Source organism: Kitasatospora sp. NPDC101108, from assembly GCF_055584725.1.
Window position 1 is genome coordinate 248,545 of sequence record NZ_JBVJLM010000008.1, and the last position, 15,125, is coordinate 263,669.

The 15,125-nt window shown below is 74.4% G+C and carries 14 protein-coding genes; 1 reads left to right on the forward strand and 13 read right to left on the reverse strand.

Annotated elements, in window-relative coordinates; genetic code table 11:
• Window positions 1-23: 23 nt before the first annotated feature.
• From ACZ6Z8_RS19985 to ACZ6Z8_RS20035, 11 genes are all read right to left on the reverse strand, one after another.
• Window positions 24-1,256: a CynX/NimT family MFS transporter gene (locus ACZ6Z8_RS19985; RefSeq protein ID WP_465611368.1), complete on the reverse strand. Its 1,233-nt coding sequence runs from the start codon at window positions 1,254-1,256 to the stop codon at window positions 24-26.
• A 93-nt stretch (window positions 1,257-1,349) separates the two neighbouring features.
• Window positions 1,350-2,081 carry a FadR/GntR family transcriptional regulator gene (locus ACZ6Z8_RS19990; RefSeq protein ID WP_465611369.1) on the reverse strand — a complete coding sequence of 244 codons (732 nt, stop codon included), beginning with the start codon at window positions 2,079-2,081 and terminating at the stop codon, window positions 1,350-1,352.
• A 112-nt stretch (window positions 2,082-2,193) separates the two neighbouring features.
• The gene (locus tag ACZ6Z8_RS19995; protein ID WP_465611370.1) at window positions 2,194-3,027 is read right to left on the reverse strand and encodes an HAD family hydrolase; all 834 of its coding nucleotides are present in this window, start codon (window positions 3,025-3,027) and stop codon (window positions 2,194-2,196) included.
• Entirely contained in the window at window positions 3,024-4,298 is a 1,275-nt protein-coding gene (gene serS / locus ACZ6Z8_RS20000; RefSeq protein ID WP_465611371.1) for a serine--tRNA ligase, read from the reverse strand. Before serS ends, ACZ6Z8_RS19995 begins: the two co-directional genes overlap by 4 nt.
• A gap of 529 nt (window positions 4,299-4,827) precedes the next feature.
• Entirely contained in the window at window positions 4,828-5,763 is a 936-nt protein-coding gene (gene pheA, locus ACZ6Z8_RS20005; protein ID WP_402825271.1) for a prephenate dehydratase, read from the reverse strand.
• A gap of 116 nt (window positions 5,764-5,879) precedes the next feature.
• The gene (efeB, locus tag ACZ6Z8_RS20010; RefSeq protein WP_465611372.1) at window positions 5,880-7,172 is read right to left on the reverse strand and encodes an iron uptake transporter deferrochelatase/peroxidase subunit; all 1,293 of its coding nucleotides are present in this window, start codon (window positions 7,170-7,172) and stop codon (window positions 5,880-5,882) included.
• Entirely contained in the window at window positions 7,169-9,262 is a 2,094-nt protein-coding gene (locus tag ACZ6Z8_RS20015) for a copper resistance CopC/CopD family protein (RefSeq protein WP_465611373.1), read from the reverse strand. Before ACZ6Z8_RS20015 ends, efeB begins: the two co-directional genes overlap by 4 nt.
• Window positions 9,263-9,274: 12 nt before the next feature.
• A complete protein-coding gene (locus tag ACZ6Z8_RS20020; protein WP_465611374.1) occupies window positions 9,275-9,808 on the reverse strand; it encodes a copper chaperone PCu(A)C in 534 nt (177 codons plus the stop codon).
• Window positions 9,805-10,482: an SCO family protein gene (locus tag ACZ6Z8_RS20025; RefSeq protein ID WP_465611375.1), complete on the reverse strand. Its 678-nt coding sequence runs from the start codon at window positions 10,480-10,482 to the stop codon at window positions 9,805-9,807. Before ACZ6Z8_RS20025 ends, ACZ6Z8_RS20020 begins: the two co-directional genes overlap by 4 nt.
• A gap of 95 nt (window positions 10,483-10,577) precedes the next feature.
• Window positions 10,578-11,339: a YcnI family copper-binding membrane protein gene (locus ACZ6Z8_RS20030; RefSeq protein WP_465611376.1), complete on the reverse strand. Its 762-nt coding sequence runs from the start codon at window positions 11,337-11,339 to the stop codon at window positions 10,578-10,580.
• Window positions 11,340-11,538: 199 nt separating this feature from the next.
• Window positions 11,539-12,351, reverse strand: a complete 813-nt coding sequence (locus ACZ6Z8_RS20035; protein WP_465611377.1) for a hypothetical protein — start codon at window positions 12,349-12,351, stop codon at window positions 11,539-11,541.
• A 229-nt stretch (window positions 12,352-12,580) separates the two neighbouring features.
• Here ACZ6Z8_RS20035 and ACZ6Z8_RS20040 point away from each other — a divergent pair, with 229 nt between their 5' ends.
• Window positions 12,581-13,207: an ATP-binding protein gene (locus ACZ6Z8_RS20040; RefSeq protein ID WP_465611378.1), complete on the forward strand. Its 627-nt coding sequence runs from the start codon at window positions 12,581-12,583 to the stop codon at window positions 13,205-13,207.
• Between the two features lie 124 nt (window positions 13,208-13,331).
• Here the strand turns inward: ACZ6Z8_RS20040 and ACZ6Z8_RS20045 are convergent, their stop codons facing one another.
• Both ACZ6Z8_RS20045 and ACZ6Z8_RS20050 read right to left on the reverse strand, forming a co-directional pair.
• Window positions 13,332-14,006, reverse strand: coding sequence for an LPXTG cell wall anchor domain-containing protein (locus ACZ6Z8_RS20045; protein ID WP_465611379.1), 675 nt, complete (start codon window positions 14,004-14,006; stop codon window positions 13,332-13,334).
• Between the two features lie 99 nt (window positions 14,007-14,105).
• Complete coding sequence (locus ACZ6Z8_RS20050) at window positions 14,106-15,086, reverse strand: LAETG motif-containing sortase-dependent surface protein (RefSeq protein ID WP_465611380.1); 981 nt, start codon at window positions 15,084-15,086, stop codon at window positions 14,106-14,108.
• Window positions 15,087-15,125 lie beyond the last annotated feature (39 nt).

The following is a 15,125-nucleotide window of genomic DNA, read 5'->3' on the forward strand; positions in this document are numbered from 1 at the left end:
CAGGCGAGGAGCAGGCGAGCGCCTTACAGCGTGCGGTTGCGCCCCGCGCCGAAGCCCGCCGCGCCGACCACCGCGACCAGCACCAGCATCAGCACCAGGGTGGCCTCCCAGCCGCCGGTCAGCTGGTGCAGCGCACCGGCGCCGACCGGGCCGGCCGCGGCGACCAGGTAGCCGATCGCCTGGGACATCCCGCCCAGCTGGGCGGCACCGGCCGCGGTGCCGGTGCGCAGCACGATGAACGCCAGGCCGAGGCCCAGCGAACCGCCCTGGGCCACGCCGAGGATGGCCGCCGACACCCAGGCGCCGGAGACCGGGGCGACCAGCAGCAGGGCGATGCCGAGCCCGTTCAGGGTGGCCATGGTGACGGCCAGGGCGCGCTGGCTGGTCATCCGGCCGGCCATCAGCGGCACCAGGAAGGCGCCCGCGACCTGCACCAGGTTGGAGAAGGCGAAGACCAGGCCGGCTTGGCCGCGGTCCATGCCGTGGTCGGCCAGGATGGTCGGCATCCAGGCGACCAGGGTGTAGACCAGCAGCGACGAGATGCCCATGAACAGGCTGATCTGCCAGGCCAGCGGGGACTTCCAGAGGCCCTCGATCGGCTTGCCGGGCTGGGCGGTCGCGGCGGTCGCGGCCTTCTCCTGCCGGGAGCGCAGCACCTGCGGCAGCCAGGCCACCGCGGCGACCAGGGCGAGCAGCGACCAGGCGCCGAGCGAGGCCCGCCAGCCGCCTCCGAGCGCGTGCTCCAGCGGGACGGAGGTGCCGGCGGCGAGGGTCGCGCCGACCAGCATGGTGGTCGAGTAGACGCCGGTCATGGTCGCCGCGCGGTCCGGGAACTCCCGCTTGACCAGGCCCGGCATCGACACGTTCAGCACCGCGATGGCCACGCCGATCACCACGCAGCCCGCGTACAGCGCGAACACCGAGGGCAGCACCCGCAGCAGCACGCCCGCGCCCAGCACCAGCACCGCGCCCAGGACGACGCGCTCGGCGCCGAACCGGCGGGTCAGCCGCGGGGTGAGCGGGGCGCCGACGCCCTGGAACAGCACCGGGACGGTGGTGATCAGCCCGCTCGCGGTGGCGGACAGGCCGAAGGTCCGCTGGATCTCGGCGACCATCGGCGAGACCGCGGCCAGGCAGGCGCGCATGTTCAGCGCGACCAGCACGATGCCGGTCAGCAGCAGGACGGGATGGGCCAGCCGGGTGCGGACGGGGAGCGGGGTGGTGGCAACCGGCTGCTGGGCACGGGTGACGGCCATGGAGGTGCTGTTCTTTCGTGAATCGAGGGCAGACGCGGACGGCGGGGAACGGGCGTCGGCCGCGGAACGGACGGAAGCGGGCTCGGGCCCGTCCTACTTCCGGGCCGCGATGGCCGCGAGCAGCTGCTCGACGGCGGCGGTGGGCTCGGCGAGCAGCGCGCGACAGGCCGCCTCGGCGCGGTCCGGGTCGCCGCTCTCGATCGCGTCGACCAGCGCCTCGTGGGTGGCCACGACGGCCTCGGGCATCTCGTGGTCGCCGAAGGCGGCGGTCATCGCCTCGCGCACGGAGGCACCGAAGTAGTGGTACACCTCGGCCAGCGCCGGGTTGTGCGCGGCCTCGACGACGGCGGTGTGGAACTCCAGGTCGTGCTCGACGGTGGCCTCGCGGCTGGCCCGCTCGGGGTGGGCGGCGAAGACCTCGGCCTCCCGGGCCAGCGCGGCCCGCATCCGCCGGATGTCCTCGGGGGTGTGCCGCAGGGCGGCCAGTCGGGCGCCCTCGGTCTCCAGCGCGGCGCGGACCTCCAGGACGTCCCGGATGCCGGAGCGCTGGACGCCGCGCAGCACCGCCGCCGGGTCGCTGGTGGACCGTACGAAGGTGCCCTCGCCCTGCCGGGAGACCAGCATTCCGGCGTGCACCAGCACCCGGATCGCCTCCCGGACGGTGTTCCGTCCGACCTGCAGCCGCTCGGCGAGCTCGTGCTCGGTGGGGATCTGCGACCCCACCGGCCAGGCCCCGCCGGCCAGTTGCTCGCGCAGCTGGTCGATGGTGGTGTCCACCAGGGACCGTCGCCCGGCCGCCTGCAGACTGTTGCCGTCGCCGCTCATGCCGGGCCTCCCTTCGTGCACCACGCGTCGGTCATCGGTCATCCTACAACCGATTGCCCGGTCATCCTACAACTGCTCGCGGAGGTGCGCGGTCATCGGCGGACGGCGTGTCCTACGCCCGGGGGAAGAGCCGCTCCAGGACGACGGCCACGCCGTCCTCGTCGTTGCCCGCGGTGACCTCGTCGGCGACGGCGAGCAGTTCCTCGTGGGCGCCGGCCATGGCCACGCCGTGCGCCGCCCAGCCGAACATCGGCACGTCGTTGGGCATGTCGCCGAAGGCGATGGTCTCGGCGGCGCGCACGCCCAGGCGGCGGGCGGCGACGGCCAGGCCGGTGGCCTTGGACAGGCCCAGCGGCAGCAGCTCGACCACGCCGGCCCCGGCCATCACCACGCCGACCAGGTCCCCGGCGGCGCGCCGGGCGGCCTCGGCGAGGGCGTCGTCCGTCAGACCGGGGTGCTGGATGTAGAGCTTGGCGACCGGGGCGGCGAGCAGTTCGCCGCGCTCGGCCCGGACGACCGGGAGGTCGGAGCCGATCAGCAGCTCGTAGCCGGGGCCGGCCAGCACCTGCCCGTCTAGGCCGTCCTGGTTGGAGGCGATCGCCAGCGGGCCGGTCTCGGCCTCGATCTTCTCGATCGCGAGCGCGGCGAGCCGGCGGTCCAGGGTGAGCGAGGTGAGCAGCTTGTGCGCGCCCGCGTCGTAGACCTGGGCGCCCTGGCCGCAGACCGCTATCCCGGTGTAGCCGATCTCGTCGAAGACCGGGCGGGCCCAGACGGCCGAGCGCCCGGTGACGACGATGTGCAGCGCCCCCGCGCCGGTGGCCGTGGCCAGGGCGGCGCGGGTGCGCTCGGAGACGGTCTCCGCGCTGGTCAGCAGCGTGCCGTCGAGGTCGGTGGCGACCAGCCGGTAGGGCAGGTCGCCACCGATCGGGTGTGCGGTCGAGGTCACTTGACCGGCTCTAGGACGGTCCGCCCACCGAGGTAGGGCCGCAGCGCCTCGGGCACGACGACCGAGCCGTCGGCCTGCTGGTGGTTCTCCAGGATCGCCACGATGGTGCGCGGGACGGCGACCAGGGTGCCGTTCAGGGTGGCGAGCGGGCGAGTCTTGCCCTCCTCGCGCATCCGGATCGACAGGCGGCGGGCCTGGTACTCGGTGGTGTTGGAGGTCGAGGTGACCTCGCGGTACTTGCCCTGGGTCGGGATCCAGGCCTCGATGTCGAACTTGCGCGCGGCCGAGGAGCCGAGGTCGCCGGAGGCGACGTCGATCACCCGGTACGGCAGCTCCAGCGCGTTGAGGAAGTCCTTCTCCCACTGGAGCAGGCGGCGGTGCTCGTTCTCCGCGTCCTCGGGCGTGGTGAAGACGAACATCTCCACCTTCTCGAACTGGTGGACGCGGATGATGCCGCGGGTGTCCTTGCCGTAGGTGCCGGCCTCGCGGCGGAAGCAGGACGAGTAGCCGGCGTAGCGCAGCGGCAGCTTCTCGGCCTCGATGATCTCGTCCATGTGGTACGCCGCGAGCGGGACCTCGCTGGTGCCGACGAGGTACTTGTCCTCCTCGGGGAGGTGGTACACGTTCTCGGCGGCCTGGCCGAGGAAGCCGGTGCCGTCCATGGCGGCCGGGCGGACCAGGGCCGGGGTGATCATCGGGATGAAGCCGGCCGCGGTGGCCTGGGCGATCGCCATGTTGACCAGGGCGAGCTCCAGCAGCGCGCCGGGACCGGTCAGGTAGTAGGAGCGGGCACCGGCGACCTTGGCGCCGCGCTCGGTGTCGATGGCGCCCAGCAGCTGGCCGAGCTCGACGTGGTCGCGCGGCTCGAAGCCCTCGGCGGCGAAGTCGCGCGGGGTGCCGATCTCCTCCAGGGTGACGAAGTCCTCCTCGCCGCCGACCGGGGCGGCCGGGTCGATGAGGTTCGCCAGGGAGCGGAGCAGGCGGTCCGCCTCCTCCTTGGCCGCGCTCTGCTCGGCGTCCGCGGCCTTGACCTCGGCGGCCAGTTCCTTGGTGCGCTGCAGCAGGGCGGTCTTCTCCTCGCCCTTGGCCTGGGCGACCTGCTTGCCGAGCACCCGCTGCTCGTTGCGCAGTTCGTCGAAGCGGCTGCCCGAGGACCGGCGTCGCTCGTCGGCGGAGAGGAGGGCGTCGACGACGTCGACGTCCTCGCCACGGACGCGCTGCGAGGCGCGCACTCGGTCAGGGTCCTCACGGAGCAGGCGAAGGTCAATCACAGGGCCAAGCGTACCGGGCGGGCGTTCCTCCACCGGTACCGGTTTTCCCCTGGGGATAACTCGCCGGAACCTGTGGATAACTCCTGTGGGGAATCCGCCGGGTCCGGGCCCGGGGCGGGTTATCCACAGGCCCGGGGCCGGGGCTGTGGACGGCGGGGGATGATCGTCTTCCGCTCGCCGAAACCAGGGAATTGAGGTTTCAAACCTCAATGCACCTTCTCGGGTGAGGGAATTGAAGCACTCGGACGGGTGATTTGCAGGCAAGCGGGTGACTCTGGTCGGATTGGTCATCTCTGCGACGCAAACCGATGATCCGACCTGTTCTGGGTAATGGCTATACCGGTTTGTCGACTCGTCCCCAGGCCTGTGGATAACTTCCGGCTGTGGACAGCGTGTGGACGGTGGGGAGGCCTGTGGACAGTGGCCCCCGGAGTCGGACGTTCCTGTGGATGACGGTACGGTCACCCGCCGCACTTGATCAGTCCGGTCGATAACGGTCGGAAAAGGTCGGAAAGACGCGAGAAGGCGCTCAGATGTCCCCGCGGCCGTCGAGTGCCCGGGAGAGCCAGTCCGCCGCCGCCGTGAAATCCTCGTCCGAGGTCCCCGGCCGCCGGTGCTTGGAGACCTGCCGGTCGGCGCGCGGATAGGAGCCGAGGAACCGCACCTGCGGACAGATCCGCTTGAGCCCCATCATCGCCTCGGCCACCCGCCGCTCCGACAGGTGCCCCTCGCAGTCGATCAGGAAGCAGTAGCTGCCCAGCCCCTCCCCGGTCGGCCGGGACTCGATCCGCATCAGGTTCACGCCGCGCACCGCGAACTCCTGCAGCAGCTCCAGCAGCGCACCGGGGTGGTCGTCCGGCAGCCAGACCACCATCGAGGTCTTGTCCGCCCCGGTCGGCGAGGAGACCCGACCGGGACGGCCGACCAGCACGAACCGGGTGGTCGCGCCCTGCGCGTCGGCGATCTCCTTGACCAGCGGGTCCAGCCCGTAGATCGGCGCCGCGAACTCGCCCGCGAACGCCCCGTCGTACCGGCCCTCGGCGACCAGCCGGGCGCCGTCCGCGTTCGAGGCCGCCGACTCCCAGGTGGCGTCCGGCAGGTTGGCGGCCAGCCACTTGCGCACCTGCGGCTGGGCCACCGGGTGGCTGGTCACCGTCTTCACCCCGGACAGCTCGGTGCCCGGCCGCACCAGCAGGGCGAAGGTGATCGGCAGCAGCACCTCGCGGTAGATCATCAGCGGCGCGCCGGCGGCCAGTTCGTCGTTGGTCGCGGTGACCGCCCCCTCGACCGAGTTCTCGATCGGCACGAACGCCCCGGCGGCGTCCCCGCCGCGCACCGCGTCCAGCGCCAGCGCCACCGAGGACAGCGGCACCAGCTCCCGGGTCGCCGCCTCGGGCAGCGTGTGCAGCGCCGCCTCGGTGAAGGTGCCGGCCGGGCCGAGATAGGTGTAGCGGGTGGCCGACATGACGCCTCCGTTGCGGGTGGTGTGGTGCATGGGCGGGGTGGTGCCGAAGCAGTCACCATAACGATTCCGCGCTCCCGGCAGGAAAGCGTTCCAGTGGCCGGGACCGCGGTGGACGATCATCCCTCCAGCAGCTGCTGTCCGAGGTAACCTCCGGCCGGCACCCCCGGTGGGACGGCGTACAGCCCGCTCGCCTCGTGCCGCAGGAAGCGGGACAGCCCGTCCCCCCGGGAGAGCTTGCGCTGCACCGGGGTGAAGCCCCTGCGCGGGTCGGCCTGGAAGGCGAGGAAGAGCAGCCCGGCGTCCGGAGAGCCGTCCGGCAGCACCCCGTCGTGGTACGAGAAGCCGCGCCGCAGCATCGCCGCCCCGCCGTTGCCCGCCGGGGCGGCGACCCGGATGTGGGCGTCGGAGGGGATGGCCAGGCCGCCGTCCGGGCCCTGGGCGGAGAGGTCCACCGCGGTGCCCTCGCCCGACCCGGCCGGCGCGCTCAGCGGCGAACCGTCCGACTTGCGCCGCCCGATCACCCGCTCCTGGCGGTCCACCGGCAGCTGCTCCCAGTGGTCCAGCAGCATCCGGATCCGCCGGAACACCAGGTACGAGCCCCCGGCCAGCCAGGCCGGCTCGTTCCCGCCGGGGGCGCAGAACACCTTGGCGGCGAAGCCCTCCTCGCCCGGCCTGGGGTTGTTGGTGCCGTCGATCTGGCCCATCAGGTTGCGCCCGGTCACCGGCCGAGCGGTCGCACCCGGCGTGCGGGCGAAACCGGCCGACTGCCAGCGCAGCGCCGCCGTACCGGCCGCCAGCTTCTGCAGCGTCCGCAGGGCGTGCACCGCCACCAGCGCGTCGTCGGCGCCGATCTGGACGAACAGGTCGCCCTCGCCGCGGGCTGGGTCCAGCGCGTCGCCGGGGAAGGCGGGCAGCGGTTCGAGGGCGGCCGGGCGGCGGTCGGCCAGCCCCGCCCTGTCGAACAGCGCGGCGCCGAAGCCGAGGGTGACGGTGAGCGAGCAGGGCCCGGCGTCCAGCGCGACCTGGTTGTCGAACTCCTCGGCAGGCTCCCCGGCGGTCAGCCGGTCGACGGCCCTCGTCCAGCGCTGCAGCAGGGTACGCAGCCCGTCCCGGCCGGCGCCGTCGGCCAGGTCGAAGGCGGCCAGCCGGACGCAGGCCTGCTGGGGGTCGAGGATCCCCGCCTGGTGCTCGCCGCGGAACGGCACCCGGCCGGCGCCGAGCGCGCCACCGCCCGCCGTCCCGCTCTTGACCGCGCCGTCCTCCGGGCGGCCGTAGGCCACCGCCCCGGCCACCCCGGCCCCGGCGCCGACCAGCAGTCCGGCTCCGGCCGTGCCGAGCAGTGCCCGGCGGGTGAAGCCCGCCGGGCCGCCCTTCGCGTCCTCCTCCACCGCGTCATCCACCCCGCTCACCCGATCTTGAACTGCTGGGTCGGGGTGGTCTGGTCGATGTCGGAGGAACGGATCTGCACCGAGACCACCCAGGTGCCGGCCAGCGGCAGCTGCGCGGTACCGCTCCAGCGGCCGGTGCCGTCCGGGGTGAGCGCGACCGGCAGCGGGCCGAGGTCGCGGTCCGGCAGGGTGAAGGCGAGCTGCACCTCGGGGACGTCCACCGGCTTGCCGTCCGTGCCGTCCAGCGCGAGCCCGACCTCGTTCGAGCCGGGCGTGGCCGGGTTGAGGGTGACGGTCGCGGTGCCCTTGGCGTTCGGCGTCCGGCCCTTGGTGTCGTACGGCAGCTTGAGCGCCACCGTGCGGCCCGGCTCGGTCCTCGGGGAAGCGGGGGCCGCGGCCCCGGCTTCCGAGGTGGTCCCGGCCGCCCGGACCTCGCCCGCCACCCGTCCGGGCGGGGAGTTGGTGAGCATCGTGGTGACCACCAGCACCGCCACCGCGACCAGCGCCTCGACCAGCACCGAACGGCGCAGCCCGGCCCGGGTCGGAGTCAGCCCGCGCTCGCGCCCGGCACTCGCCGCGGCGGCCCGCTGACGCTCCAGCTGCGCCTGCCGCACCGGGTCCTCGCTGTGCACCGCGGCGGTGACCGGCGCGGGCACCTCGGCCCGTTCGACCTCGGCCGCCTCGGCCGGGGCCGAGCGCAGCCGGGCCAGCCAGCCGCGCGAGATCCAGGCGACGCCCAGCATCACGACCACGCAGCCGCTCTTCACCAGCAGCAGCTTCCCGTACTCGGTGCCGGTCAGCGCGCCCCAGCCGCCGAGGCCCCGCCAGGACTGGTAGATCCCGGTGGCGGCCAGCACGGCCACCGAGCCGAAGGCGACCTTGGAGAAGCGGTCCACCACCTCGGCGCCGACGCCCTCGCGCAGCGCGACCAGCAGCGAGGCGAGGCCGCCCAGCCAGAGTGCCATCGCGATCAGGTGCAGGATGCCCAACGGCAGGGCCAGCCAGACCTGGATGCCCACCGAGGCGTGGTCGGCGCCGACCCAGGTCGCGGAGAGCGCCACCGAGAGCACCAGCCCGGCCACGCCCAGGCCGAGCCGGGCCTCGCGCTGCGGGCGCTCGGCGGCCCGCTGCTCCAGCGCGTGGAGCTCGGCGGCCTCGGCGTCGGCGTCCTCGTCCTCCGCGGGGGCCGCGGGAGCCGCAGGAGCCGTGGGGGCGGGCTTCGGCGGCTGCCCCAGCTGGCCGACCAGCAGGGACAGGAAGATCCCGGCCGCCGCGAGCAGCAGCAGCCGGGCGGCCAGCGCGGTGCCGATCCGCTCGTCCAGGGTGGCGCGCACCAGCGACAGGTCGAGGGCCTGCCAGACGCCCGTGCCGCGCTCGTACGGGCCGCGCAGCATCAGCACCGCGACGGTGGAGACCAGCAGCGCCGTCCAGCCGGTCATCAGCAGCCGCTGCACCGGGCGCCGGGTGGCGCCGGCCGGCCAGCAGACCAGCACGAAGGCGGCGACCCCGGCGAGCAGCGCGAAGGCCGCGTAGGCGGCGGTGCGCCCGGTCCCGTACAGGGCGGCGACCACGGTGTCCGCCTTGGCGCCCTGCAGCGCGGTGGTGGACACCGAGGTGTCCGAGGGCGCGCCGATGGAGAAGGTGAACGCCCCGCCGACGGGGTGGGAGTCCTCCGAGACCGCCCGCCAGGCGACGGTGTACGTGCCGTTGGCGAGCCCGCTGTTCAGGCCGACCCGGGCGGTGTCGCCCTTGCCGTCGGCGTGCGCCGGGTTGCCGGTGTCCACGGGCCTGCCGGCCGGGTCGAGCACCCGGACGGAGTCACCGGACAGCGAAACCGTCTCGCTGAAGGTCAGGGTCACGGCCTGCGGGGCGGTGGCGACCACCGAGTTCTGCGCCGGGTCCGTGGAGTCCAGGGTGGCGTGCGCGGAGGCCGGGCCGGCCCCGGCGAGCATCAGCGCGAGCAGCGCGCCGAGCACGCCGAGCAGTCCGGCGGCCCGGCGGCGCCGGTCGATCCGACGCGGGGTGATCCGGCGCCGGGTGCTCCCGGGGCGGGCGTCCTTGGGCCGGGCGCTGCGGGGGTGGGCGCTGCGCGGGTGGGCGGCCTTCTCCATGCTGGCGGGTCCCTAACTCTGGCCTGGGCGGTAGGTGAGCTCCTTGACCGGCACCTTGACGGTGATGGTGCCGGACTTGGCGAAGGTCAGGTCGAGCTCCAGCTCGTCGCCGAGGGCGGGGGCCTTCTGCCAATCCATGATCATCAGGTGGGTGCCGCCGCGGGCGAGCTGCAGCGCGCCGTGCGCGGGCACGTCCAGGCTGTTCACCTGCTCCATGGTCGACGCGGTCGAGCGGTGGATCGTGACCGACCCGGCGGCCGGGCTGGACACCTTGACCAGCTGGTCCGGCCCGCCGTCGTTGCGCACGGTCAGGTAGCCGGCGCCCATCCCGCCCGCCGGGGGCAGCGGGATGTAGGGGTCGGCCACGCTCAGCTTCGCCGGTCCGGCGTCGGCGGCCGCGGCGCCGTCCTGGCCGCCGGTCCCGCAGGCGGCGAGTATCGCCCCGCCGCCGAGGACCGTCGCCAGCACCGCGCCGGCCAGGGCCGAGCGGCGGAAGCGGCGGTCGGCCGCCCCTCTCCCGTCGGTGGGCTCGCTGCGCCCACTCATGCCGCCACGCCCTTGGCGAGCAGCGGCAGGTCGTGCTCGTAGGTCTTCTCCTCGGTGCCGCTCATGTAGAGCACGTGCGCCCTGTCGTCCGAGGGGAGGAAGGCCAGCACCTGCGCGCCGTGGGTGGAGGTGACGGTGCCGTCCGCGTTGACCACCGGGTCCTCGATCATGATGCCGAGCGACCGGGCGGCGGTCTTCACCTTCGACAGGTCGCCGGTGAGGCCTATGAAGTCGGTGCCCATCGAGTCCAGCCAGGTGCGCAGCACCTTGGGGGTGTCGCGCTGCGGGTCGGTGGAGACGAAGACGACGTTGATCTTCTTCCGGTCCTCCGGGGACAGCGCCTTCATCGCGACGCCGATGTCGCCCATGGTGGTCGGGCAGACGTCCGGGCAGCTGGTGTAGCCGAAGAACAGCAGGGTGGCCTTGCCGTTGGTCTGCTGCCGCAGGTCGTACGGCTGGCCGGAGGTGTCGGTCAGCTGGAGGTCGGGCTTCTCGAAGTTCTTCGCCAGCTTGGTGCCCTGGTACGGACTGTCGTCCTTCTGCTGGGTGACCTTCGCGGCGGTCGAGCCGCCGCCGGAGGAGCCGCAGGCGGAGAGGGTGAGCGCGGCGGTCAGCGCGAGGGCGGCCGCGCCGACCAGGCGGGTGGTGCGGGTGGAGCGGGTGGTGCGGGGCATGGTGGATCCGATCGGGCGCAGGAGGACCACCGGCGGGGCCGTACCGGTCCACGGGTACGGCCGCGGGTACCGGTACGGCCCCGCCGGTGCGGGTGTCAGGAGGCGGAGCCGCTGTTCTTGCGGCGCAGGCCGAGCACGCCGACGGCGGTGCCGATCACGCCGACCACGATGCCGACCACGCCGAGGGTGCGGGCGGTGGTGTCGCTGGACTTGGCGTCGCCGCCGGAGGCGGCCTGGTCCGAGGTGTCCCCGTGGGCACCGGCGGCGGGCGAGGCGGAGGCGGTGGCGGTGACGCCGTGGCCGTCACCGGAGGCGGCCTTGGTGAGCTTCAGGGTGGGCGCCGGGTGGGCCGGCTCGGGCTGGCCGGCCTGGGCCTCGTCGATCCAGCGGACGACGTCGCCGTTGTCGTAGGTCTGCAGGGCCTTGAAGACCATGCTGTCGGCGTCGGTCGGCAGCGGGCCGAGCGACAGCCTGAACTCCCCGAACTGGCCGGGGGCGATCTTGGTGTTCGCGTCGGCGGTCCAGGTGATCTTGGAGACGGCCTCGTTGACGTCGCTCCCGTGCACCTTGATCGGCTTGTCGAGCTTGGACTTCTCGACGGTCGCGGTCCAGCCCGGCATCGGCAGGGTCCGGACCGAGGCCAGCGGGTGGTCCAGCGGCAGGTTGACCTCCAGCTTCACCGTGCTCGCCGTGTCGCTCTCGTCCGGCACCTGGAAGTTGACCGTGGCGTAGCCGCCCTGGGCGGCCGAGCCCGGGTTGACGGTGACGTGCGCGAAGGCCGGGCCGGCCAGCGCCACCACGGAGGCGGCGGCGGTCAGGGCGACGGCGGCGATGCGGCGGGTGGGGAGGGAACGCATGATGGGGGGTCTCCGATCGGAGCTCGGCGGCCGGCCGGACCGGGCGACGGCGGAACCGTGCCTCGGCGGCGCCGCACGTGCGGACGTGTGAGGGCAGAGCCGGGGGCCGCCGTCGCCGTGGGCGGACGGGAACGGCCCGGACACCGCGCACCTCACCGGCTCGTCCGCCCCCGTTCGACGGGTACGGCGGAACACCGGGTCAGTACGCGAAGGCCCCGCACGGCGGACCGCGCCGCACCACGCTGTGCCGCAGCACCGCGCTCGCGGGCAGCCGGCCGTCGCCGCCGCCCGCACCGAACCGGCGGGCCGGACCGGCCACGCCGAACAGACCGCGCAGCAGCGCGGCCGCCAGCACCAGCGCCGAGCGCAGCGGCGCCGCCCAGTGCTCCCGGGCCGCCGACGCGGCCACCCGCACCAGCCGCCACAGCGCCGCCTCGCCGCGCCGCAGCCACCAGCCCGCCACCAGCGCGGCGGCCAGGTGCCCGGCCAGCATCGACGGCGTCATCCCCAGCACGCCGCCCTGCCACCACGGCGCGGCGGCGTACGCGTGCGGATCCAGGCCCGCCGAGGAGACCAGCTGCTCCGGGGAGGTGCCGCCGGGCAGACCGATCAGCGTGCCCGGGCGGGCCTCGTTGCAGATCAGCCGGCCGGCCGCCTGCGGCACCGACATCGAGCCGTCGTGCATGCCGGAGCCGCCGAAACCGTGGCCGCTGAGACCGTGGAAGAGGCAGTGCAGTCCGAGCTGCCCCGCGCCGAGCGCCCCGGCGATGGCCGCCAGCGAACGCTCCCGCCCGCCGCACGCCACCGCGAGCACCAGCACCGCGGCGAAACCCGTCGCCAGCGCGGCCGGCGGCACGTTCCCGCCACCGGCCAGGGCGTGCCCGGCCGCCGCAATCAGCGTGCAGACCAGCGCGAACGGGACCGCCCGGGCAAGCCGCAGATCCCAGGCGGCACCCACCGGCCGAGCCGGCACAGGGGTGCCCCGGAACGGGGCGGCGGGGAGGGCAGTCATGGCCGGGCCATCATCTCATCGCGTACACCGCCGACACGGGCAGGGTGGGAAATCCCTACGAATGCCCCGTTCGGCGGCGGCGTGCACCCCACCCCGTGCGCCCTTCGGCACAGACCCCGTCCCCAGTCCATCCGCCGAACGGGCGGTAGCCGCCCCCGGGCACGGTTCGCCGCCGATTCGCCCGGAGATACCTAGTTGTATGTGGAGCCGCAGCCAGGAGGGACCTCCCGTGGACATCTGGTGGACTCTGCACCTCAAGCGCGACCCGGCCAGCGTGCCGCTGGCCCGGCGCATCCTGCTCGGTGCCATGGCGACCGCGGGCGTCGACCCGCAGATCGCCGACGACCTCGGCGTCGCCCTCACCGAGGCCTGCGCCAACGCCGTCGAGCACGGCGCGACCGGCCGGCCCGACGACGGCTTCCAGGTCACCGCCTCGATCAACGGCGACCGGCTGCGGATCGAGGTCACCGACTCCGGCCCCGGCCTGCCCGGCGCGAGCGCCCCGCCCGCCGTCCGCCGCCCGGCCACCCCGGCCCCGGTCGGCCACGCGCCCCGCCGCCACCGCCGCGGCCGCGCCACCGTCCCGGCCCGCGTGCTCACCGGCCACCGGCCCCGCCGCGACGGCCACCCCTACGACACCCACGTCCTCCCCCGCCGCCCCCCGGCCCCCACCCTCCGCCCGGTCGACCTCGACACGCTCCCCGACCTCACCGCCGAATCCGGCCGCGGCCTCTTCCTCATCCACGCCCTCACCGACCACGTCCAGCTCCGCAACCACCCCCTCCGGGGGGCCATCGTGAGCTTCGACAAGATCCTCAAGTGGCAGGACGACGCCCTCCTGAGGGCGGCTTCGTAGCGCTGGGGGTCGCGCCCGGGTCGGGCCTCGTGGCCGGACGCAGCGCGTGCCGCGCGGGGTGGCGGAGGCGGGTGACAGGGAGCCGCGGCGGGGGGAGTCCCCCTCGGCCGGGCGGTGCCCGGGGTCAGTCGGTGAGGGGACGGCGGCGGGTCAGGAGGAGGAGGGCGGTGCCGAGGAGGAGGGCGGTGGTGCCGGCGATGGCGAGGGGGCGGGTGGCGGTGCCGGCGCCGGTGTCGGCGAGGTGAGTGGGGGCCGGGAGGTCGTCGGTGGGGGTGAGCGGGGCCGTGTGGGTGGCGGTGAGCCGGGGGCAGGTGTCCTTCTTCGCCGGGGCGGAGCCGCTCGGGAGGACCTCGGACTTGGCGGTGAAGGTGAGGCGGTGGTCGCCGTGCGCCGCTCCGGCGGCGAGCCGCACCTGGAGGGTGAGCCGCTGGCCCTGGGGGAGCTGGTAGCTGCCGGTGTTGAGCGGGGTGCCGGTGACGGTGAGGGCCTTCCAGGCGCCGTTCCCCGCGCGCAGTTCGACGGGGAGGCTGCCGCCGTCCGCGAGGGCGACGGTGGTGGCGAGCTGCTTGACCGTCGTGGTGCCGGGGTTGGTGAAGGTGACGGAGAGTTCGCCCGCGGCGTCGCTGCTGCTGGTGACCGGTATCGGGTCGGCGGTCGCGCCCTCCGGGCAGTCGCCGGTGGCGGAGGAGGAAGCGGTGGGGGTGGCGTCGGCGGCGAGTGCGGGGGCCGTGGCGAGGGCGACCGGACCGATGGTGAGCACGAGCAGGGTGCAGGCGGCGGGAAGGCGGGCGGGACGCATCGGGGGGCTCCAGCGGTGGGGTCGGGGTTCGCTCTCCGGGGGAAGACCACCGAGGGGCCCGAACGGTTGTCCGCGCCCCTCGGTTCTCCTGGCGGAGGGTCAGCCGTGCGCGCCCGCCTTGCGGCGGCGCAGGACGAACAGGGTGCCGGCCCCGGCGGCCAGTACGGCCGCGCCGCCGAGGGCGATCGGCAGGGTGTTGGAGGAGGCGCCCGTCTCGGCCAGGTGCGGACCGGCCGACGGCGAGGCGGAGACCGCGGCGGCGGGGACGGCGGCCGGGGTGGAGGTGCCGCCGGCCGTGGTCGAACCGGCGTCGACCACCTTGAAGAGGTCGTCGACGCGGTAGTCGCCGTTGAAGGCCACACAGCGGCCGTTGGTGTCGGCGCCCGGCACGTCCTTGGCCTCGAAGGCCTCCGAGGTGCCGCTCAGCTGGGCGAAGTAGCGGGCGGTGAGGGCCTTGTCGGTGGCCGCGAGGCGCACCTGGAGGGTGAGCTTCCCGCCCTTGGCGATCGCGTACTTGCCGAGGTCCACCTTCAGGTAGGTCATGCTCCCGGTGACGGCGCCCGCCTCGGGCGCCTTCCAGTCCCCGCCGGGCAGCTTCACCTGGATGTTGAAGGACTCCTTGCCCCAGGTGACCGGGTTGGTCACCGGCTCGGTCTCCGCCACGTCGGTGAAGAAGAAGTAGGTGTCGACCTTCTTGAGGTCGACACCGGTGGTGTTCTCGAAGGTCACCGTGGCCTCCTGCGCCTGACCGCCCTTGACCAGGGTGGTGTTGGCGAGACCGGTGCCGGTGACCTTGAGGTTCTGCAGCACGTAGCTCTGGCAGTGGCCGCCGCTGGGAGTGGCGACCGGAGGGGTGGGCAGGTTCGTCGGCTTGGCCGTGGCCGTCGGAGCGGGGGCGCTCGCGGTGGCAGTCGCGGTTGCAGTTGCGGTGGTGCTCGGGGTCGCGGTGGGGGTCGGGGAGGCGGTGGGGGTCGGGGAGGCGGTGCCGATCCCGACGGCGCCGGCGGTGGCCGCGCCGGCCGTGGCGCCGATGGTGAGCGCCACCAGGGCGGAGGCGGCGAGAAGGCGGGAAGAGCGCACGCTGAAGGCTCCCTCTTTGGGTGAAATGCGGGTGGTTTC